The sequence below is a fragment of the Rhodobacter sp. NTK016B genome (assembly GCF_017303295.1).
GTDB lineage: Bacteria > Pseudomonadota > Alphaproteobacteria > Rhodobacterales > Rhodobacteraceae > Pararhodobacter.
Map to the genome: position 1 here is coordinate 14,578 of NZ_JAFKOK010000013.1, position 20,494 is coordinate 35,071.

Here is a 20,494-nt window from a genome sequence, read left to right on the forward strand (position 1 = left end):
AAAACCCTCCCGCGCGGGCCGAAGGCGCGCGTCCGTTTGCCGTGTCACTTCGCGTCACCCGCCGCTGACTTCTCTCGCATTGCCGCCAGCCCGCATGCCGCTCTACCCTTTTCCCGGCACAGACGGAGGCCTCGATGGACGAGAGCGCGGCGCGCAGGAAGCGGCATGGCGGGCGGGGTGGCAATGCGCGGCGCGGCACCGGCTTCAAGCTTGAGCAGATGCCGTGGCGCGTGCCGCGCAACACCGACCGTCCGGTCGAGCCCGTGGACGAGGCCGGTGTGCAGGCAATCCACAAGGGCGCGATGCGGATCCTGTCGGAGATCGGTATCGAGTTTCTCAATGACGAGGCGCTGACGATCCTGCGCGATGCAGGATGCCGGGTTGAGGGGCAGAACGTCCGGATGGACGAGGATTTCGTGATGGAGATGGTGCGCCGGGCGCCGCGATCCTTCACCATCACCCCGCGCAACCCCGAGCGCCGCGTCACGATCGGCGAGGGCTACATGGCCTTCGTCAATGTCTCGAGCCCGCCCAATGCCTGGGACCTCGTGCGCGGCAAGCGGCCTGGCGATTTCGGCACGTTCCGTGAATTCATGATGCTGACGCAGGCCTTCAACTGCATCCATATCGCCGGGGGCTATCCGGTCGAGCCCATCGACATCCACCCGTCGATCCGGCATCTCGACTGCCTGTTTGAAAAGCTCACGCTGACCGACAAGGTCTGCCACGCCTATTCGCTGGGTCGCGAGCGGGTCGAGGACGTGATGGAGATGGTACGCATCGCGGGCGGGCTGAGCCATGCCGCGTTCGAAGCGGCGCCACGGATGTATACCAACATCAATTCGGTCAGCCCGCTGAAACACGACTTCCCGATGATTGACGGCGCGCTCCGGCTTGCGCGGCGCGGCCAGCCGGTGATCGTGACGCCCTTCACGCTGGCGGGCGCGATGGCGCCGGTGACGATGGCGGGCGCGGTGGCGCTGTCGATTGCCGAGGGACTCGCGGCGGTGGCGCTGCTGCAATACGTGGCGCCGGGCTGCCCGGTGGGGATCGGCACCTTTACCTCGAATGTCGACATGCGCTCGGGCGCGCCCGCTTTCGGCACGCCCGAATACATGCGCGCGACGCAGATGACCGGGCAATTGGCGCGGTTCTACGGGTTGCCGCTGCGCTCATCAGGGGTCTGCACGGCGAATGTGCCCGACGGACAGGCGATGTGGGAGACGTCGAACTCGCTCTGGGCGGCGGTCCAGTCGGGGTCGAACATGGTCTATCACGCGGCCGGCTGGCTTGAAGGCGGGTTGATCGCCAGCCCCGAGAAATTCGTCATGGATTGCGAGCTTTTGCAGATGATCCAGCGCTATATGGCGCCCGATCTGGTGGCGACCGATCCCGACGCGATTGCCTTCGACGCCGTGCGCGACGTCGGCGCGGGCGGGCATTTCTTCGGCTGTGCGCATACGCAGGCGCGCTACAGTTCGGCCTTCTACGATCCGATGGTCAGCGACTGGCGCAATTACGAAGCCTGGGCGCAGGCAGGCGCGGTCGAGACGCCCGAGCGCGCGCACCGGATCTATCGTGGCATCGTCGATTCTTTCGAACCGCCCGCGATGGATCCGGCGATCCGCGAAGAGTTGCAGGCCTTCGTCGCGCGCCGCAAGGAAGAGGGCGGCGCGCCGACGGATTTCTGACGAGGAACGGGTCGTCCAGGCTCAGTCCTTGGCGCCATTACCGAAGGTGTTGAGCAGTTCCTCGTCGCATTTGACGTCGTCGTCATCAAAATCGACGCCCGACAGATCGACGGGTGCCGAGCGACCCGGTGCAGAGCGGCGGGGCGCGGGACGCGCGGCTGTGGGCGCAGGCCGGGGGGCGGCATTGGGCGCCATGCGCGGGGCCATCCGCAGCGGAATGTCAGAGGTGTCGGCGGGCTGGGCCGCTGCCACGGGCGCGGCGCTGGCGGGCGGTCGGTGCTCGGACAGAAAGTTCTTCATCACATAGGCCACGCCTTCGGGGGCGACCTCGCGCATCCCTTCCTTGAAGAACACGCCGCGCGCGGCGGGACCGACGATCATCTCGTAGGACGGGAAATAGTCGATGTAATCATGCGCGCCGTGAAGCTCGCCCGCGACCGCGCGCAAGACCGATTTGCTGTAAACGGTAGCGACCGAGATCTGTTGCGGGGTTGCCGTCGCCATCATTGAGACCGGCGAGACGGTGAGCAGCACTTCAAGCCGGGGATTGATGCGTTTGACCTTGGCAAGGAAGGTTTCCATATCCGCGCGCACCTCGGCCGAGCTGAGGTTTTGCAGGAAATGCTGGTTGGGATCATAGGTGCCGCCCGCCGTGCCGGGACAGAGCGGGAAACAGGCGCCGTCCTTTTTCGACAGCCATGCCTCGGTCAGGCCCATGGTGAACACGAGCACATCGGCGGTGCGAAAGACCTCGGCCGTGGCGGCAAGGTGGTCGTCGCGCAGCGCGCGCAATTCCTCGACCGACCCGAACGGTTCGGGTTCGATCGTCGGGCGGAACGGATCGACGACACCGCCATCCCGCTCCCAGTAATCCTCGACCGGGTCGAAAACGCCCGTGGCGCGGTCGAATAGCTGGACCAGCTGCCGGGACGTGTAGACGTTGCCGTAGCGCGCCGAATACATCTTGTAGCCCCAGTCGAGATAATCGCTCTCGGGCAGGCCGGTCGGGGGCAATTCGCAATCGACGTAATCGAAACCCGCATTGCGAAGCTGACGCCCGAGATGCTGGGCAAAACAGCTTCCGGCCGTCGCGATGCGTTTGCCGTCGAGCGAGAAGCGCTTGGTGTACCAGTCGCCGATCTCTTGCGGCTGGCGGTCGCCGATGGCGCGGCGCCAGAAGGCGCTGTCGGGCTGGTCGTTATAGGGATGGGACATTCGGGGTTCCTCAGCCGGCGGCCCGGGCGCTGGCCGCCCGGGTGGCGATCTCGCGCAGATAGGGGACGGCGCGCTGCAGCATCAGGGCGCCGAATTCCGCGTTCACATGATGGGTGTCGGTGGGATCTTCGGAGCGATGCTGCGGATCCATGAAACCGTCTTCGAGGATACAGCCCTCGGGCAAGTCGATCACCGGCATCCCGGCCTCGTCGACGCGGGCGCGCTGGATCGCGCGGACCTCGGCCTGCAGCGCAAGGCAGGTCTCGGCACCGAACGGACGCACATAGCCCCAATGGCGAAACAGCGTCGGCGGCTCGATCGCAAAGACCGGATAGCCCAGCCCGCTCAGGAACGTACCCAGCGCCATGATGTATTTCATGTCCGACAGCACCATGTGGCGCAGCAGAGCGCGCGACATCACATGCCCCTGCCCCGGCAACCCGTGCACGACGTAGCCGCTTTGCAGGATCATCCGCATGACGCGCCCGTTCCACATCGGCATCGACAGACCGATCGCATCGGGGCGCGGATCATCGGGCGGCAGCTTGGGCATCATCTTGCCGTATTGCGGATCGGTGATCACCGCATGGTCGCCAGCGTCTTTCCAGAAGGGCGTGTTCATGCGTTTGCCCGGGCCCAGAGGCTGAATGCGCCACTCGATCCCCTCGGGCGCGGTGCCCTGCTGGACCATCAGATCATGTCCGCGCTTGAGGGCACCGGTATGGGAATCCCCGACGATCAGTACTTGCATCAAAACCCTCGTCCTTCGTTGGCCGACTATCCCGCATGCACCGGGACCGGTCAAGGCAAGCCCCGCTATCGCCGCAGGGGCCGGGCTTGTCCACCGGGCGTGAGGTCCGGGCGGGCGCGCGTGGCCTCAGTGACGCATCGGGCGTGGGCGACAAGCCGCGCGCCGCCGGCGCCATTGCCCGCGACCGCCTTGTCCCCATGCAACGCAGCGGACTAGATTGCCAGCATCCGGATGGAGACCCGATGCCCCTGTTCCCTTCCCCTGTCGTGTCACGCATTGTTGCAACGCTTGCCCTGTGCTTGGCGAGCTCGGTCGCGCAGGCCCATCCACATGTCTATGTCGATGCCCGCGCCGGTTTCGTCATCGACGAAGGCCGGTTGCAGGCGCTGCGGATCGAGTGGCGCTACGATCTGCTGACGAGCCTTTACCTGGTCGAGATCCTCGATCTCGACCGCGATCGCGACGGCGAGTTGGACGATGCCGACCGCGCCGCCATCGTCGCGGGCGAGACCGAGTGGGAGCCGGGCTATGACGGCGACATCCATCTCACGCTCGACGGCGCGCCAGTGGCGATGTCCCGCCCCGAGGACGCCTCGGCCGCGCATATCGACGACCAGATCGTCGTGCGGTTCACCCTGCCGCTGGCTGATCCGCTGACGCTGCCCGCAGGCGATATCGTGCTACGGCTCTACGATCCCATCTTCTATTACGCCTACACGATCCTCGACGGCTCGGACTCGCCCGCGCTGCCCGGCCATTGCGTGACCGAGATCATCCCGTTCACGCCCGACGAGGCCAGCGACGCGCTGCGGGCGCGGCTGGCAGCCCTGTCGCGCGAGGAAATGCCCGAGGACGAGACCGTGGGCCGCCTTTTTGCCGACCGGGTAACGCTGCACTGCGACGAGGATGGCCTATGAGCGAGCGGCGGTTCAACGGATTACCACGCGGCGCGGCAGAGGCCGGGGCTGGATCTGCTGCGGTGGTGCGAAGCGCTGGACCAAGTGAGGAACGCGCCGAAGGAAGCACCAAGCGACACAGGGGTTTGGTCGACACATATGGGGCAGACAGAACGGCCGACCTGTCGACGCATAGCGCGTCTTCCGGGAGGCGAGACATCCGGTCGGGCCGAGCCTATGGTGATGCGACCGCCGAGCCGAGCCTTGCCGAGGGCGGCTCTGATGAGAGAAGAACCGCACGCGGCACATCTAATGAGGCCCGCTTTGAACAACCAAGATCCGCACTTTCCGACGAGCCCGATGATGGGCAATCGGTCCTGACCTCTGTCGCCGCCGAAACTGACGAAACTGACGAAACTGACGAAACTGACGAAACTGACGAAACTGACGAAACATGCCAATTAGACGCGCTGACGACGCGCAATACCCAAGCCGAGAGCGGCACTGAGGCTGCCCCCAATTCCCGCCACTCGCAAACCGACGATACCCCGCCGCACCGCCCTGATATGCCGCAACCTTCGGCCCCACGGCCTCTACCGCCCCTGATACGCCCCCTTTTGTGGCTGGCCTTGGTCATCTTGGCAGGGCTGGCGGTCTGGGCGTGGCTGCCATGGGAAGCGTTGCTGGTCCGGGCGGCCTCGGCGCAGCGTGCGTTTCAGGACGGCATGGCCCGCGCGCTTCAGGCGGTGCGCCAGAACGAACCACGCGCGATCTGGACGCTTTGCGCGGCGACGGCGGCCTATGGCTTCGTCCATGCCGCAGGCCCGGGACATGGTAAGGTTCTGCTCGGTGGCGCGGCTCTGGCCAGCGGTGCGACGCTGCGGCGGCTCTGGGCGTTGAGCCTTGCCTCGGGGTTGGCGCAGGCTTCGGTGGCCATCGCCCTTGTGGGGGTCGTCGCACTGGCCTTGCGCGCCAGCAGCGCGGCGCTGGTCGAGGTTACCGAGACATGGCTGGTCCGCGCCAGCGCGCTGGCCATGGTCGCCATCGGTCTGGTGCTGGCATGGCGTGGCCTGCGCGCCTTGTTCCGGCTGCGGAGGGCGCAGCAAGGCACCGGCCCCGACAACTCCGCGGAAGCGCACGGCTCCTCGCCGGATAGTATCCATGCTTATGATGATCATGGACATGATAAACATGCTCACCATCACCATGGACACCCTGAGCATGGACACGATCACCATGGCTGCGGCCATGCCCATGGTCCCAGTCTGTCCGAGATCCGCTCACTGACCGGCTGGCGCGATACGGCGGCATTGGTGGCGGGAATCGCGATCAGGCCCTGTTCGGGCGCCTTGGTCGTTTTGCTGATTGCCGCGCGGTTCGATGTTTTCATGGCTGGCGCGCTGTCGGTTATCGCGATGGGCCTTGGTACCGCCGCCTTCAACGCGCTGGTCACAACGGGCGGCGTCGCCGCGCGCAAACTGGCCCTGGCGGGCGGCGACGGTCGCAGCGTCCTGCTGCTCAGCGCACTGGCGCATCTGTTCGGCGGCGGACTGATCGTCTTGCTGGCTTCAGGGTTCTTTCTGTAGCGCTTGCTTTCGGTACTGCTCATTTCCGATAGTGCTCATGCCGCCCCGCCGGAAGTGACGTGAACCCACGGAGCGGGGCGCGTCGAAGTCGCGTAAAACTCCGTTGCGGATAGGTTGCGTTGCGCCGACGCGCGCAATCGCGTCCCGGATGCCTCGGCCTCACGAAGCCCCCAAAAAATCCGAGTTCAAAACCTCTAGCCACGTCCCCACCCCAAAAGGCGCCGCAAGGATGCCGATGCCGTCCCCCTCCCATTCGCGTCATAAGGTGTAGCGAACGGAGTTCGCCTTGGTCAAAGGGCTGCAAGCCTCATGATCCGGCGGGATCCCGGGCCTTGGCGCAAAAGGATTGGCGCGTCGTCTGACGGGCAGGATTCGCCAGTATGGGCCTCTTGTTCAATGAGAACATTCTTCCAGTCAGGCGATGTGTTGCCTTTCGATGAGCCGGGAGCATGGGGGCGACGGACAAAACGACACGGAATTCGCGAGACGAGACCGCGCCGGACGATAGCGATTCAGCAGCGATCAAGGCGAGGCACCGGGCAGCCTCGCTGCGCGGATCCGCGAAAACAAGGGTAAGAATGCGCGTCGCGTGCGCCTTTGGGCGGGTTGCCAGGGACGCGGGGCGCCTCACTCGTCATGAATGTTACACAAATGCATAAAAAACGGTTGCGCGCGCAACATGATTGGGCATTATCCGTCTAGTGAGCTAAAATAACAGGAAAATCTGGTGCATAATTGCGAAACGAACAGCCTCGCGCTGTGCGAACAATTGCGTGCGGCCGTGGCCAGCGAGCCGGGCACGCGCCGTCCGGTAACGAATAACGAAAAGATCGTGGACGGAGTATATCTGAGCTGGGACGACAGCCAGGGCGAGGTGCAATGCCACCGGGTGCTGAGCGAAGGCGCGCTGCTTGATCTGAATGTCATGGTCTCGGGCAAGCCGGGCTGGATGTCGCTGAATTTCGAGCTTGGCACGGCGACCTTCACGCCCGGCGTGACACTTATCGCGGCGCTCAGCGTGCAGGCCGAGGGCATGGGCACAATCCGTCCCTTCATCCGCTCGCAGGGTCCCGAAGGATGGGAGACAACACCCGACTGGCGCGACACCGCTTTCGACTGGGAAGCGGATATGAGCCATGACGGCGTGAAGATCCTGCCCTGCAGCGTGAAGGGCGAGGCGCCGCTCGCGATCCCCGAAGGCTTCCACACGCTGGTCGTGCCGCTGCCGACCGAGACCTTCCGGCTGACGCTGAAAGACCTGCGCCTGCTCGCCATGAACTGAGCCGAACTGGCGGTGCGCGCAGAGGCGCGTGCCGCCACCCCGTTCTCAGGCCTTGCCCTTCTCAGGCCGCCCCGATCTCAGGCCTCTTCGTCCAGTGGCACCATATCGACGGCGTGACGACTGTCCTGCCCGCCCGCGCTGCGCAGCGCGCCGCGCACCGGGGCCACGTCGAGATAATCGCGCCCGCGCGCGATGGTGACGTAATCCTGCCCGGCGGCCTGATCGTTGGTCGGATCGAACTCGATCCAGCCGGTTGCAGGCCCGGTCCAGGCGCGGATCCACGCATGCATCGCGTCCGCCCCTTCCAGCCGGGGCTGACCGGGGGGCGGCGTCGTGCGCAAGAAGCCCGAGACATAACCCGCCGGAATGCCCAGCGCCCGCAGCCCGGCAATCATCACCTGCGCGAAATCCTGACACACGCCCGAGCGCTGCTCGAACGCCTGCTCCGGCCCCGTCTCGACCGAGGTGGCGGCAGAATCAAAGCGCATCTCTTCATGCAGGGCGTGGCCGAGCGTCTCGATCGCCTGCCGCACGGTCATCGCATCGCGAACGGTATCGCGCGCGAAATCACTGATGGCGGGCACCTCGGGAACGCGCGGTGAAGGCCCGCGAAAATGATGCGGCGACAGCGGATCCAGCCCGGTTTCAAGCGCCAGCGCTGCGGGCAATTCGCGCAAGGTCGGTGACAGATCGGCGCGGTCCGGGGTGGCGAGCCGCTCGATCTGCAGGGCAAGCTGAAAGCGCAGAGACGAGATCGGCCCGTGCCAGACCGCCATGGTCGTGCGGTTGCCGAAGAAATCCCGCCCTTCGCGCCGCTCATCGGGGCGCGGCTGGATGTCGAGGCTTTGCGACACGAGGCGCTGCTCGCCCGGAATGTCGGCCGGCATCAGCCGCACCAGCGTGCGCGACCGGTCCGAGGCGGCGGTGTAATCGTAATCGACGGTCAGCCCGATATCGTAAAACACGGCCAGATCCTAACGCAGGTAAGCAGTGGTGATGAGGTTCGATATCTCGCCCAGATCCCCGCGCAGCCTGAGCAGCGCGCGGGGCGTCAGGTGGTCGGGCGTGGCGACGCTGAGGAACGCCTCGATCGGGACGATGGCACGCGACAGGGCGGCAAGGCGTCCATGTTCCATTGCGCCGGGCAGCGCGGCGGCCTGTTCACGCAGCGCCTGTACCTGAAACAGGATCGAGCGCGGGTTGTCGGCATCGAGCGCGAGCAGATCGACAACCGTATCGCGCGAGGTTTCGACCGCATAGCGCCGCCGATGGGTTATGACGCAATCGGCCACCTCGACCGCGAGATCCAGCGCGCCGTCGGGCGCATCGGCATCGCTGAGTCCGTGCAAAAGCGCGGCCAGCGCGTCGGCGCGTTCCAGCGCGCGGCCGAGCGAGAGAAACCGCCAGCCCTGAAAGCGGTACATGTTGTCCTGCACGAGGCCGGAAAAGCCGGTGATCTTGCGCACCAGCACGAACATGGCCTTGGCGGCATCGTCGCCCGGCTCGACATTGCGGAGCGTATGGGCGGCGGTCTTGTGCAGATCCGACAGCGCGGCCCAGCCATCGACCGAGAACCGGTCGCGCACCTTGGCCGCGCAGGCCTGTGCCATGGTGATCCGCTCGATCAGCGCGTCGGGCACGGGCTTGCCCAGATCGATTCCATAGCCCCCCAGAAAGGCGCGCAGGCGCCGCAACAGCGGGTCGGCGGGGTTGTCGGTGGTGGCAAGACGCAGATGATAGGCGCGGATGAGGCGGATCGCATCCTCGGTCCGCTCGACATAGCGACCCAGCCAGAACAGGTTGTCGGCCGCCCGCGCGGGCACCACGCCGGGCGTGGCGCGGCGGAAGGGCGCGTTGCCTTCGGGCACCATCGTGTATTTCGGCACCTGCTTGTCCGAAACGATCCAGACATCGGCGACCGATCCGCCCTTCTGCATCGCAAGCGCGGTCGCATCGCCCGAATGCCCGATCCGCGCATAGCCGCCCTTCATGAAGCGCCAGCCCTTGGGCGTGCGGGCGGCGATGACGCGGATGGTCATCGGACGCGGCTCCATCCGGCCCTCGGCCAGCGTCTCGCCCGGTTCGGTGACCCAGGCGGGCGTGGTCGACAGCGCGACGGCCTCCTGCCCGACCAGATCGGTGGCATTGGCCTCGATCCAGTCGCGCAACTCACCCTCGGCACCGCCGGCAAAGCGTCCGCCCAGCGCGGTGCGCGCGGTGACGTCGAAAGGCAGCGCGGGCGTCAGGGCCGGGCCGATGAGCATCTTTTCGGCTTTCGAGAGGACATGCTTGCGCTCGGCCTCACCGCCACACCACCACGTCGCAATATTCGGCAGGGCCAGCTTCTTGCCCGTCAGCACTTCGCTGATGCGCGGCAGGAAGGCCATCATCGCGCGCAGTTCCAGCACCCCTGCCCCCAGCGCATTGACCATCGACAGGTTGCCCTGACGCACAGCCTCGATCAGGCCGGGCGTGCCGATGTGGCTGTCGGCGTTAAGCTCGAGCGGATCGGCAAAGGCCGCGTCGATCCGCCGCCAGAGCGCGCCGATGGGCTGCGGGCCTTCGATGGTGCGCACTTTCAGCTCACCGTTCTCGACCAGCAGATCCTCGCCTTCCAGCAGCAGCATCCCCAGATAGCGGGCGATGTAAGTATGTTCGTAATAGGTGTCGTTCGACGGCCCCGGCGTCAGGATCGCCGATTGGCCATCCGCCCGCCCCTCGGCCTGCGCCAGCCGGTGCATCTGGCTGCGGAAATCGTGGAAGAACCCCGCCAGCCGGTGAATATAGGCACGCGGGAAGCGCTCGGGGAAAATGCGCCCCGTCGCCATGCGGTTTTCCAGCGCGAAGCCCGCGCCCGAGGGCGCTTCAAGCCGGTCGCCAAGCACCAGCCACGAGCCATCCGGCGAGCGCCCGATCTCGAAGGCCAGCAGGTGCAGGTAATGGCCGTCGGCGGGCGTCACCCCCACCATCGGCCTGAGCCATTGCGGCGAGCGCGCGATCAGCGAGGCGGGCAGATGCCCGTCGCGCACCAGCTTGCCGGGGCCGTAGAGATCGGCCACCACCCGCTCAAGCAGATCGGCGCGCTGCGACAGGCCCGCGCATATCTCTTCCCATTCGCTATCATGCAAGATGACGGGCACATGCGATAACGGCCAGTCGCGCTCGGCCCCCGGCTCGTTGGAATATTGCCGGAAATACACCCCCGCATCGCGCAGGTAATTGTTGCCGCGCTCGAACCGGGTGGCGATCTCGGTCGGGCTCAGTTTTGCAAAACGGTCGACGAAACGACGCCAGACGGGCCGCATCTGCCCGTCAGCATCGAACAATTCGTCCGCCACCCCGGGCAAGCGGTGATAATCCGCGAACAGATCGGGGCCTTGTTGAGAGACGGCCGGCGGCATCAGGTGGTCGCGCCCCTCACATCAATCCCGCCGGGCGCCGCAGATCCAGCGTCATCGGGAATTCCGGATGCGGCTGTTCGGGCACGGGCCGATAGCTGCCGGGCGTGTGGCCGTGACCTTCGAAGCGCGCAAGGCGACGCGCCTCGGCTTCATAGGCATTGACCGGGAAGGTGTCGTAATTTCGCCCGCCGGGATGGGCGACGTGATAGGTGCAGCCCGCCATCGCCCGGCCCGTCCAGTCGTCGTAGATGTCGAAGACCAGCGGCGTGTTCACCGGCAGGACCGGATGCAGCGACTCGGGCGGTTGCCACGCCTTGTAGCGCACGCCACCCACCGCCACGCCCGAGGTCGACGTCCGCGCCATCGGCACCGGACGCTGATTGCACATCACCCGGTAGCGGTCCTGATGCAGCGTCGTCAGCTTGACCTGCAGCCGCTCGACCGAGCTGTCAGTATAGCGCACCGTGCCGCCGATCGCGCCGGTCTCGCCCAGCACATGCCACGGCTCCAGCGCTTGGCGGACTTCCAGATGCACGCCCTCGGCCTCGATCTGACCGCAGAAGGGGAAGCGGAACTCGGATTGTGCTTCGAACCAGACCGGGTCCATGTCGAAGCCGTGCTCGCGCAGATCGGCCAGCAGGCTGAGCAGATCCTCCCACAGGAAATGCGGCAGCATGAAGCGGTCGTGCAGCACCGTGCCCCAGCGCACCGGACGCCCGGTGACCGGGCTGTTCCAGCACCGCGCGATGATGGCGCGCAGCAGCAATTGCTGAGCAAGGCTCATGCGCGGATGGGGCGGCATCTCGAAGCCCCGGAACTCGACAAGGCCCAGACGTCCGGTCGGACCGTCGGGGGAATAGAGCTTGTCGATGCAGATCTCGGCCCGGTGGGTGTTGCCGGTCACGTCGGTCAGCATGTTGCGCAGCAGACGGTCGACCAGCCATGCGGGCGGCAGGCCGCCGCCATTGACCGGGTCGCCGATCTGGTTAAGCGCGATTTCCAGCTCGTAAAGCGTGTCGTGGCGTGCCTCGTCGATGCGCGGAGCCTGAGACGTGGGACCGATGAACAACCCCGAGAACAGATAGCTGAGCGCCGGGTGCCTCTGCCAGATCAAGATCAGCGATTTCAGCAGGTCGGGGCGGCGCAGGAAGGGGCTGTCGAGCGTGGTCGCGCCCCCAACCACGACATGGTTGCCGCCGCCGGTGCCGGTATGGCGCCCGTCGATCATGAACTTGTCGGCACCCAGACGGCTTTCGCGCGCCTCGTCATAGATCGCCTCGGTCGTGGCGACGCATTCCTCCCAGCTATGGGCGGGATGGATATTCACCTCGATCACGCCGGGATCGGGCGCCACGCGCATCACGTCGAGACGCGGATCGGTAGGGGGCGAATAGCCCTCGATATGGATGGGCAGGCCCAGCTCGGCCGCCGTGATCTCGGCATTGGCGATCAGTTCGAGATAATCCTCGAGCGTCTCGCAGGGCGGCATGAACAAGCACAGCTTGCCGTCGCGCGGCTCGATCGCCAGCGCGGTGCGAACCGCGCCGAATTCCGGATCGACGCCCTCGACCGTCTCGAGCGGGCCTTGCGGGCGCATGTCCTGACGCTCGGCCTCGACCGCGCCGGGGCGCGAGGGTTGCGAGCGGCCCTGCGTGGTAGGGGGCACCATCGCGTCGCGCTCGGCCCCTTCGCGCGCTTCGCGCTCGACCGCGCCTTGATCCTGCGCGCGCTCGGCCCTCAGACGGTCGTGGAAATCGGGCAGCGCATCCTTCTCGACGGTCGGATCGGCGGGATAGGAATAGGGATATTGCGCGGGCGGGATATAGGGCAGCGAGCCCAGCGGCAGGCGGAAGCCCACCGGGCTGTCGCCGGGAATGAGGAAGATATGCCCGCGCCGGGGCTTCCACAGCTCGGAGCGCCAGCGCGCAGGCTTGTCCGCCGATTGCCACCAGCGCTGCAACGGCAGCGCGTAGCCCGACGGCTCGGTCAGGCCGCGGTCGAACACACGGGCATAGCGCGCGCGGTCCTCGGGGTTCTTCAGCTTGGAATTTTCCGGGCTGACATTGGGCGGCAGGTTCGCTTCCTTCAGGATCCACTCGGCCGGATCCTCAAAGGCGGGCTGCGCGAAAGCCTCGTCCAGACCCAGATTGCGGGCGAAAGCGGCCAGGAAGCGCCCGGCTTCGTCCGCCGTGGCCGGCGTTTCGGGCGCCTCGGTGGCGATCAAATCGGGGTTCTTCCAGACCGGCTGACCATCACGGCGCCAGTAGAGCGAGAAGGTCCAGCGCGGCAGGCTTTCGCCGGGATACCACTTGCCCTGCCCGTAATGAAGGAAACCGCCGGGCGCGAAGCGGTTGCGCAGGCGGCGGATCAGATCATCTGCCAGCCCGCGCTTTTGCGGCCCGACGGCGGCGGTGTTCCACTCGTCGCTTTCAAAATCGTCGATCGACACGAAGGTCGGCTCGCCGCCCATGGTCAGGCGCACGTCGCCGTCCTGCAGCTGGCGGTCGACTTCTTGGCCGAGCGCGTTGAGACGCTCCCAGCTTTCATCCGAGAAAGGCTTGGTGATGCGCGGATGCTCGGCCACGCGCTTGACCGTCATGTCGAAGGCGAAATCGACCTCCGGCTGGCCATCCGACGAGAAGCCGCCCGAAATCGGCGCCGCGTTCTGGTAATGGGGCGTCGCGGCCAGCGGAATATGGCTTTCGCCGGTCAGCAGACCCGAGGTCGGATCGAGCCCGATCCAGCCCGCGCCGGGCAGAAAGACCTCGACCCAGGCGTGCAGATCGGTGAAATCGACATCAGTGCCCGACGGGCCGTCGAGCGATTTCACATCGGGCTTGAGCTGAATCAGATAGCCCGACACGAAACGCGCGGCGAAGCCCAGATGGCGCAACACCTGCACCAGCAACCACGAACTGTCGCGGCACGAGCCCGAGCGCAGCGTCAGCGTCTCTTCGGGCGTCTGTACGCCGGGCTCCATGCGGATGGTGTAATTCACCTCCTGCGCGATGCGGGCATTGAGCGCGACCAGCACGTCGATGGTGCGCATGCGCGACAAGTCGATCGCCCCGATCAGCTTGGCCAGCTTCGGGCCTTCGGGTTCGGGGCGACGATAGATCGACAGATCCTCGCGCAGCTCGGCGGGATAGTCAAAAGGCCAGGTCTCGGCGCTTTCCTCGACGAAGAAATCGAACGGGTTGTAGACCGACATATCGGCGGTCAGATCGACCTCGATCTTGAATTCGCGCACCGGCTCGGGAAACACGAAGCGCGCCAGCCAGTTGCCATAGGGATCCTGCTGGTGGTTCACGAAATGCCCGCCGGGGCTGACCTTGAGCGAATGCGAGATCACCCGCGTGCGCGAATGCGGTGCCGGGCGCAGGCGGATGATCTGCGGACCGAGCGTCACCGGGCGGTCGTATTTGTAATGCGTCAGGTGATGGATCGAGGCGTAGATTGCCATGCGTGGCCCTTATCGCTGTGTGCCCTCCCACCATAGGGGGCGAGACGCATCTTGCCAGCGTGAATGCGGAATTTCCGCGGCAGAACCAAGATTTCCGTCCGCGCTGCCCGTCTGTTCAGCAGCCGCCGGAGCGCCGCAATCCCCGCCGCCCGAGCAGGGCCGGAAAGGACGAGATGGGGGCTGTCTGCCCCCCTCTTTGCCTGCGGCAAATTCACCCCCCGAGGATATTTGGGGAACAAAGATGCGCGCAGGGCGGTTCGGTCGCCCGATCAGGGGATCAGGCGGGCGATGATGATCTCGGCAGCCTCGTCGGGCGTCATCGACGTGGTGTCGATACGCAGCTCAGGGCTTTCGGGCGCCTCGTAGGGACTGTCGATGCCCGTGAAGTTCTTGAGCTGACCCGCGCGCGCCTTGGCATAGAGCCCCTTCACATCGCGCTCTTCGGCCACGCTGAGCGGGGTATCGACGAAGACCTCGACGAATTCACCGGGCTGCATCATGCCGCGCACCATGTCGCGCTCGGAGCGGAAGGGCGAGATGAAGGCGGTGACCACGATCAGGCCCGCATCCGTCATCAGCTTTGCCACTTCGCCCACCCGGCGCACGTTCTCGACGCGGTCGGCCTCGGTGAAGCCCAGATCCTTGTTCAGCCCGTGACGCACATTGTCGCCGTCGAGCAGGAAGGTATGCCGGTTCATCCGCGCCAGCTTTTTCTCGAGCGCGTTGGCGATGGTCGACTTGCCCGAACCCGACAGCCCCGTCAGCCAGACAACCGCCGGCTTCTGATGCTTCATCTTCGCGTGGTGGTCGCGGGTGATGTCGGTGGCCTGCCAGTGGATGTTCTGGGCGCGGCGCAGCGAGAAATGGATGATGCCTGCGGCCACGGTGGCGTTGGTCATCTTGTCGATCAGGATGAACCCGCCCAGATCGCGGCTTTCGGTATAGGGCGCGAAGGGGATCTCGCGGTCGGTGGTGATATTCGCCACGCCGATCGAGTTGAGGTCGAGCGTCTTCGCCGCCAGATGTTCCTGGGTGTTGACGTTGACCTCGTATTTCGGTGCCCCGATCGAGGCCGAGACGGTCTGCGCGCCGATCTTCATCCAATAGGCGCGGCCCGGCACCATTTCGTGCTCGTCCATCCAGATGACCGCGGCTTCGAACTGATCCGAGACTTCGAGCGGCGATTTCGCCGCGACGATGACCTGCCCGCGCGAGCAGTCGATTTCGTCAGCCAGCGTGATGGTCACCGATTCACCGGCCACGCCCGCTTCGAGATCGCCGCCCAGCGCCACGACCCGCGACACGGTCGAGGTCTTGCCCGAGGGCAGCACGCGCACCTCGTCGCCCGGGCGCACGACGCCGTCAGCGATCAGGCCCGAGAAGCCGCGGAAATCGAGATTGGGGCGGTTGACCCATTGCACCGGCATGCGGAAGGGCTTGCGCTGATCGACGGTGCTGTCGAGTTCGACCGTCTCGAGGAAGGGCAGCAGCGAAGGACCGGTATACCACGGCGTGTTCTCGCTGGGCGCGGTGATGTTGTCGCCTTTGAAGCCCGAAATCGGCATCGGCGTGAAGCTTTCGATCCCGATCGAGGCGGCAAAGGCGCTGTAATCGGCTACGATCGCGTCGAACAACGCCTGATCGTAGCCCACGAGATCCATCTTGTTCACCGCGAGCACGATGTTCTTGATGCCCAGCAGGTTGACCAGATAGCTGTGGCGCCGCGTCTGCGTCAGCACGCCCTTGCGCGCGTCGATCAGGATCACGGCCAGATCGGCGGTCGAGGCACCGGTGACCATGTTGCGGGTGTATTGCTCGTGCCCCGGGGTGTCGGCGACGATGAACTTGCGCTTTTCGGTCGCGAAGAAGCGGTAGGCCACGTCGATGGTGATGCCCTGCTCGCGCTCGGCGGCGAGGCCGTCGACCAGCAGCGCGAAGTCGATTTCCTGCCCCTGCGTGCCGACGCGCTTGCTGTCGGCTTCCAGCGCGGCCAGCTGGTCTTCGAAGATCATCTTCGAATCGTAGAGAAGGCGACCAATCAGCGTGGATTTGCCGTCATCCACCGACCCGCAGGTGATGAAGCGCAGCATGGTCTTGTGCTGATGGGTTTCGAGATAGGCGTCGATATCCTGCGCGATCAGCGCGTCGGTCTTGTAGATCGGATCGGTCATGTCTGTTCACCTCAGAGGGTGTTGAAAGTCTGGGCGAGAAAGCGGCGGCTCAGAAATAGCCTTCCTGCTTCTTCTTCTCCATCGAGGCGGCCTGATCGTGGTCAATGGCGCGACCCTGACGCTCGGACGTGGTGGTCAGCAGCATTTCCTGGATCACCTCGGGCAGCGTCGTGGCGTTGCTTTCGACCGCGCCCGTCAGCGGGTAGCAGCCCAGCGTGCGGAAACGGACCGAACGCATCACCGGCTCTTCGCCCGGATTGAGCGGGAAGCGGTTGTCGTCGACCATCAGCAGCAGACCGTCGCGGGTGACGGTCGGACGCGGCGCGCTGAAATAGAGCGGCACGATCTCGATCCCTTCGAGGTGGATGTATTGCCAGATATCCAGCTCGGTCCAGTTCGAGATCGGGAAGACCCGCATCGACTCGCCCTTGTTCTTGCGCGCGTTGTAGAGCCGCCAGAGTTCGGGGCGCTGGTTCTTCGGATCCCAACGGTGATTGGCCGAGCGGAACGAGAAAACACGCTCTTTCGCGCGCGATTTCTCTTCGTCGCGACGCGCGCCGCCGAAGGCCGCGTCGAAACCGTATTTGTCGAGCGCCTGTTTCAGGCCCTCGGTCTTCCACATATCGGTGTGAAGCGAACCGTGATCGAAGGGGTTGATCCCTTTCTCTTTCGCCTCGGGGTTCTGGTAGACCAGCAACTCCATCCCCGCATCCCGCGCGGCCTTGTCGCGCAGCTTGTACATGTCCTGGAATTTCCAGGTCGTATCGACATGCAGCAGCGGGAAAGGCGGCGGCGAGGGATAGAAGGCCTTTTTGGCCAGATGCAGCATCACCGCGCTGTCCTTGCCGACGGAATACAGCATCACCGGCTTCTGCGCTTCCGAGACGACCTCGCGCATGATGTGGATGCTCTCGGCTTCCAGGCGTTGCAGGTGGGTCAGGGTTTTCACGGACATTCCCGCTTCCTTGTCAGTTCGCATGTGTTTCGCATTGTCACGGCAGATAGCAACCGCTAAGCCGGGTTTCACCCCCCATATGGGGGGCTGTATGTGCGTTTGGTCAGGTTCCGCCGATGCTGCAGCAATCCAATGACGTCGAAATCCTGCGCTTTCTTTATGCCGATGCGCGCGCGCCCGGCGGGGACTGGGCACAGAGCCTGCCGCTTTTGGCGACGATGACCCGGGCGCGCGCGGTCACATTGCTGATCGAGACGCGCGGGACGCTCCAGCGTGTCGCGCTGGGTCCGAAAGCCCCTTTACCGCCGCAGCCCCGGCTGGAGGCGCTGCGCCATTCGCGGGTCTATGCGCAGGACGAATTCGAGGCGCAGACCGGCATGCTTCGCGTGATCCGCGTCGATCCGATCGCGGGCCTGCGCGGTTGGCTCTGCCTGTGGCACCCTTTCACCGATTTCCGTGCGGTCGACACCGTGCTTTTGGGCCGAATCGCGCCCTATCTGGAACAGGCGCTTGAAATCTGGCTTGACGCCGGAGCCGAGCGCGCGCGGCAGGCCCGGGCCGAGGCATTGGCGCATAATCTGGGCGCGGGCTGGCTGTGGCTCGATCCGACCGGGCGGGTGGTCGAGGCCAGCGAGACGGCGCGCAACGCCTTGCTGCGCGGTACCGCCCTGCGGCTGACGGTGAACGGGCGGATCGAGGGGCGCAACCCGGTCGCGGGACGAGACTTTCGCCGCGCTCTGGATCTGGCGCTGGCGGGGGCCGAGGGGCCGCATCTGGTCACGCTGGACGAGACCGCGCACGCCGAATTGGCGATCGAGCCCGGTCTGGCGGCCCCCGCCCCGGGCATTGAGCCGAGCCTGCGCGCGGTCGTACGCTGGGCGCCGGATGTGGCCGGACGTGACCTTGCCGCTCTGGCACGGGCCTTGGGTCTCAATCGCAGTGAAGCGCGGCTGACGGCGCTGATCTGCGACGGGAATTCGCTGGCGGAAGCGGCGGCGGTGCTGGGCTGGACGCTGGAAACTGCGCGCAGTTGCTCGAAGAAAATCTACGCGCAGACCGGGACGCGCGGGCAGCCGGACCTCCTGCGCTCGGTGCTGAACGGCGCCTGTGTCGCGTCGCTGGCGGCACCGTCCTAGCGCTCGCGCTTCCCCCTTTGACCGCCCCCGCCCCGCCCGCTAGGGTCGCGGCGGACAAACGGGGAATGCGATGCGCTGGCTGGGCGTGGATATGGGCGGCACGGCCACGCGGTGGGTCCTTGTGGACGCCGATCACCGGGTCGTGGCACGAGGCGAAACGCCGGGCGCAACCGGTCTTGCCTTCGACGCGGCCGGGCGCGCGGCGCTCGCCGCCGCGCTGACCCCGATCCGCGCGCAGGGGCCGGTGACAGGGGCGTATCTGGGCGTCACCGGCGCGGGCTTCACGGAGGATCCCGACCTGCGCGACCAGATCGCGGTCGCGCTGTCCCTGCCCCCGGAAAAGACGCGCGTCGTCAATGACATGGTGCTGGCGTGGCGGGCCTGCTGGCCCGATGGCGGCGGGCATCTGGTCGCGGCAGGCACCGGCTCGGTCGGGTTCACGATGCGGGGCGAGACGCTGTTGATCGGTGGGCGCGGCACCCTGATCGACGATGCCGGATCGGGCGCGTGGATCGCGCTGCGGGCGCTCGACGCGCTGTGGCGGCGTATCGACGAGACCGGCAAACCCGACGGGGCCGAGATCTTGGCCGAGGCGCTGTTCACGGCATTGGGCGGCGCCGATTGGGAGGCCACGCGCCGCTCGGTCTATAGCGCGGATCGGGGCGCTATCGGGCGGCTGGCGCGCCCGGTGGCCGAGGCCGCAATGGCGGGGGATCCGCTGTCGCTGGATCTGATGCGGCAGGCGGGCGCCGAACTGGCCCGGCTGGCGCGCGTTCTGGTTTCGCGGGCGGGCGCGGCGCCGGTCGCGGTGATCGGCGGCGTGCTGACGCTGCATCCGGGTATCCGCGCTGCGCTGGAAGCCGCAACGCCCGGCATCGCGCTGTGTTATCCGCAACCCGACGCCGCGCTGACGGCGGCACAACTGGCGCAGGAGAGCTTCGCATGAGCAGCACCGAACAGGCCGCCCCCCGGTTTTCGGGGATCGAGGACTGGCCCTCGGAAGATCTGGCCGCAGCGCTTCTGGAAACGCAGCTGGCCGCCGTGGCCGCGGCTGGTGCCGCGCGCCCTGCCCTTGCGACCGCCATCGACGCCTGTGCCGCGCGGCTCGCGCGGGGCGGACGGCTGATCTATCTGGGCGCGGGCACCTCGGGGCGGCTGGCCGTGCTCGACGCCGCCGAATTGCCGCCGACATTCGACTGGCCGCCTGAGCGCGCGGTGGCCCTGATGGCGGGAGGCCCCGCGGCTGTCACCAACGCGGTCGAGGGGGCCGAGGACAGCGAGAGCGAAGCCCCCGCCGCGCTGGATGCGCTCGGGCTGAGTGACGCGGATGTGGTGATCGGCGTCGCGGCCTCGGGCCGAACGCCCTTCGTGCTGGCTGGCATCGCCCATGCCCGGCGGATCGGCGCGCTGACGCTTGGTGTCACCAGTGCACCCGAAGCTGCCCTGGCCGGAGCCGCCGAGATCGCGCTGGTGGCCGAAACCGGCGCCGAGATCATCGCGGGCTCCACCCGGATGAAGGCGGGCACCGCGCAGAAGGTCTTGCTGAACTGCCTGTCAACCGGGGTGATGATCCGTCTGGGCTATGTCCATCGCGGTCGGATGGTCGAGATGCGGCCCACTAACGTCAAGCTGCGAGCCCGCGCGGTGGCGATGGTGGCCGATCTGACCGGTGAGAACCTTGTGGCCGCCGAAACCGCGCTGGACGCGGGCGGCACGATCAAGCGCGCGGTGGTGATGCTGACGCTGAGGCTGGATGCCAAGGCGGCCGAGGCGCGCTTGCAGGCGGCTGGCGGGATGCTTGGGAAGGCGTTGACGGGCTGAGCGCGGAGGGGCGCCAGTTTCTAACGTAGGATCAGTTCCTTAGCCCGGAGCAAGCCGAAGGCGCCGGGCAAGCGCCGGCCCGTCCCGACGGGCTGGCGCTCTGGCTGCCGCCCGCGCAGAACGGAG

At 66.3% G+C, this 20,494-nt stretch carries 14 protein-coding genes; 7 read left to right on the forward strand and 7 right to left on the reverse strand.

From position 1 onward, the window contains the following. The first annotated feature begins 134 nt into the window (after positions 1-134). Entirely contained in the window at positions 135-1,691 is a 1,557-nt protein-coding gene (locus JI664_RS16890) for a trimethylamine methyltransferase family protein (protein ID WP_207014944.1), read from the forward strand. 21 nt (positions 1,692-1,712) lie between these two features. Here the strand turns inward: JI664_RS16890 and JI664_RS16895 are convergent, their stop codons facing one another. After that, positions 1,713-2,906, reverse strand: a complete 1,194-nt coding sequence (locus tag JI664_RS16895; protein WP_207014945.1) for a GSCFA domain-containing protein — start codon at positions 2,904-2,906, stop codon at positions 1,713-1,715. A 10-nt stretch (positions 2,907-2,916) separates the two neighbouring features. Beyond that, on the reverse strand, positions 2,917-3,657 hold the full coding sequence (locus tag JI664_RS16900) for a hypothetical protein (protein ID WP_207014946.1): 741 nt from the start codon (positions 3,655-3,657) through the stop codon (positions 2,917-2,919). 242 nt (positions 3,658-3,899) lie between these two features. On the opposite strand from JI664_RS16900, the gene JI664_RS16905 reads away from it, so the two are divergent. The 3 genes from JI664_RS16905 to JI664_RS16915 all read left to right on the forward strand — a co-directional run bounded on the left by JI664_RS16905 (position 3,900) and on the right by JI664_RS16915 (position 7,421). Further along, positions 3,900-4,574 (forward strand): DUF1007 family protein, encoded by a 675-nt coding sequence (locus JI664_RS16905; protein WP_207014947.1) that lies wholly within the window; start codon positions 3,900-3,902, stop codon positions 4,572-4,574. A gap of 608 nt (positions 4,575-5,182) precedes the next feature. After that, a complete protein-coding gene (locus JI664_RS16910; RefSeq protein WP_207014948.1) occupies positions 5,183-6,139 on the forward strand; it encodes a nickel/cobalt transporter in 957 nt (318 codons plus the stop codon). A 727-nt stretch (positions 6,140-6,866) separates the two neighbouring features. Then, the gene (locus tag JI664_RS16915; protein ID WP_207014949.1) at positions 6,867-7,421 is read left to right on the forward strand and encodes a hypothetical protein; all 555 of its coding nucleotides are present in this window, start codon (positions 6,867-6,869) and stop codon (positions 7,419-7,421) included. A 77-nt stretch (positions 7,422-7,498) separates the two neighbouring features. Here JI664_RS16915 and JI664_RS16920 read toward each other — a convergent pair whose 3' ends face one another. The 5 genes from JI664_RS16920 to cysD all read right to left on the reverse strand — a co-directional run bounded on the left by JI664_RS16920 (position 7,499) and on the right by cysD (position 17,435). Continuing rightward, the gene (locus tag JI664_RS16920) at positions 7,499-8,386 is read right to left on the reverse strand and encodes a transglutaminase family protein (protein ID WP_207014950.1); all 888 of its coding nucleotides are present in this window, start codon (positions 8,384-8,386) and stop codon (positions 7,499-7,501) included. Positions 8,387-8,395: 9 nt separating this feature from the next. Continuing rightward, a complete protein-coding gene (locus JI664_RS16925; protein WP_207014951.1) occupies positions 8,396-10,822 on the reverse strand; it encodes a circularly permuted type 2 ATP-grasp protein in 2,427 nt (808 codons plus the stop codon). Between the two features lie 16 nt (positions 10,823-10,838). Next, positions 10,839-14,285, reverse strand: coding sequence for a DUF2126 domain-containing protein (locus tag JI664_RS16930; RefSeq protein WP_207014952.1), 3,447 nt, complete (start codon positions 14,283-14,285; stop codon positions 10,839-10,841). A 269-nt stretch (positions 14,286-14,554) separates the two neighbouring features. Continuing rightward, positions 14,555-16,456 carry a sulfate adenylyltransferase subunit CysN gene (gene cysN / locus JI664_RS16935; RefSeq protein WP_207014953.1) on the reverse strand — a complete coding sequence of 634 codons (1,902 nt, stop codon included), beginning with the start codon at positions 16,454-16,456 and terminating at the stop codon, positions 14,555-14,557. A gap of 49 nt (positions 16,457-16,505) precedes the next feature. Beyond that, complete coding sequence (gene cysD / locus JI664_RS16940) at positions 16,506-17,435, reverse strand: sulfate adenylyltransferase subunit CysD (protein WP_207014954.1); 930 nt, start codon at positions 17,433-17,435, stop codon at positions 16,506-16,508. A gap of 92 nt (positions 17,436-17,527) precedes the next feature. Between cysD and JI664_RS16945 the strand changes: the two genes are divergently transcribed. The 3 genes from JI664_RS16945 to JI664_RS16955 all read left to right on the forward strand — a co-directional run bounded on the left by JI664_RS16945 (position 17,528) and on the right by JI664_RS16955 (position 20,368). Then, positions 17,528-18,547, forward strand: coding sequence for a helix-turn-helix transcriptional regulator (locus tag JI664_RS16945; RefSeq protein ID WP_207014955.1), 1,020 nt, complete (start codon positions 17,528-17,530; stop codon positions 18,545-18,547). 70 nt (positions 18,548-18,617) lie between these two features. Beyond that, the gene (locus tag JI664_RS16950) at positions 18,618-19,493 is read left to right on the forward strand and encodes an N-acetylglucosamine kinase (protein ID WP_207014956.1); all 876 of its coding nucleotides are present in this window, start codon (positions 18,618-18,620) and stop codon (positions 19,491-19,493) included. After that, a complete protein-coding gene (locus JI664_RS16955) occupies positions 19,490-20,368 on the forward strand; it encodes an N-acetylmuramic acid 6-phosphate etherase (RefSeq protein ID WP_207014957.1) in 879 nt (292 codons plus the stop codon). The genes JI664_RS16950 and JI664_RS16955 overlap by 4 nt, the downstream gene beginning before the upstream one ends. The last annotated feature ends 126 nt before the right edge of the window (positions 20,369-20,494 follow it).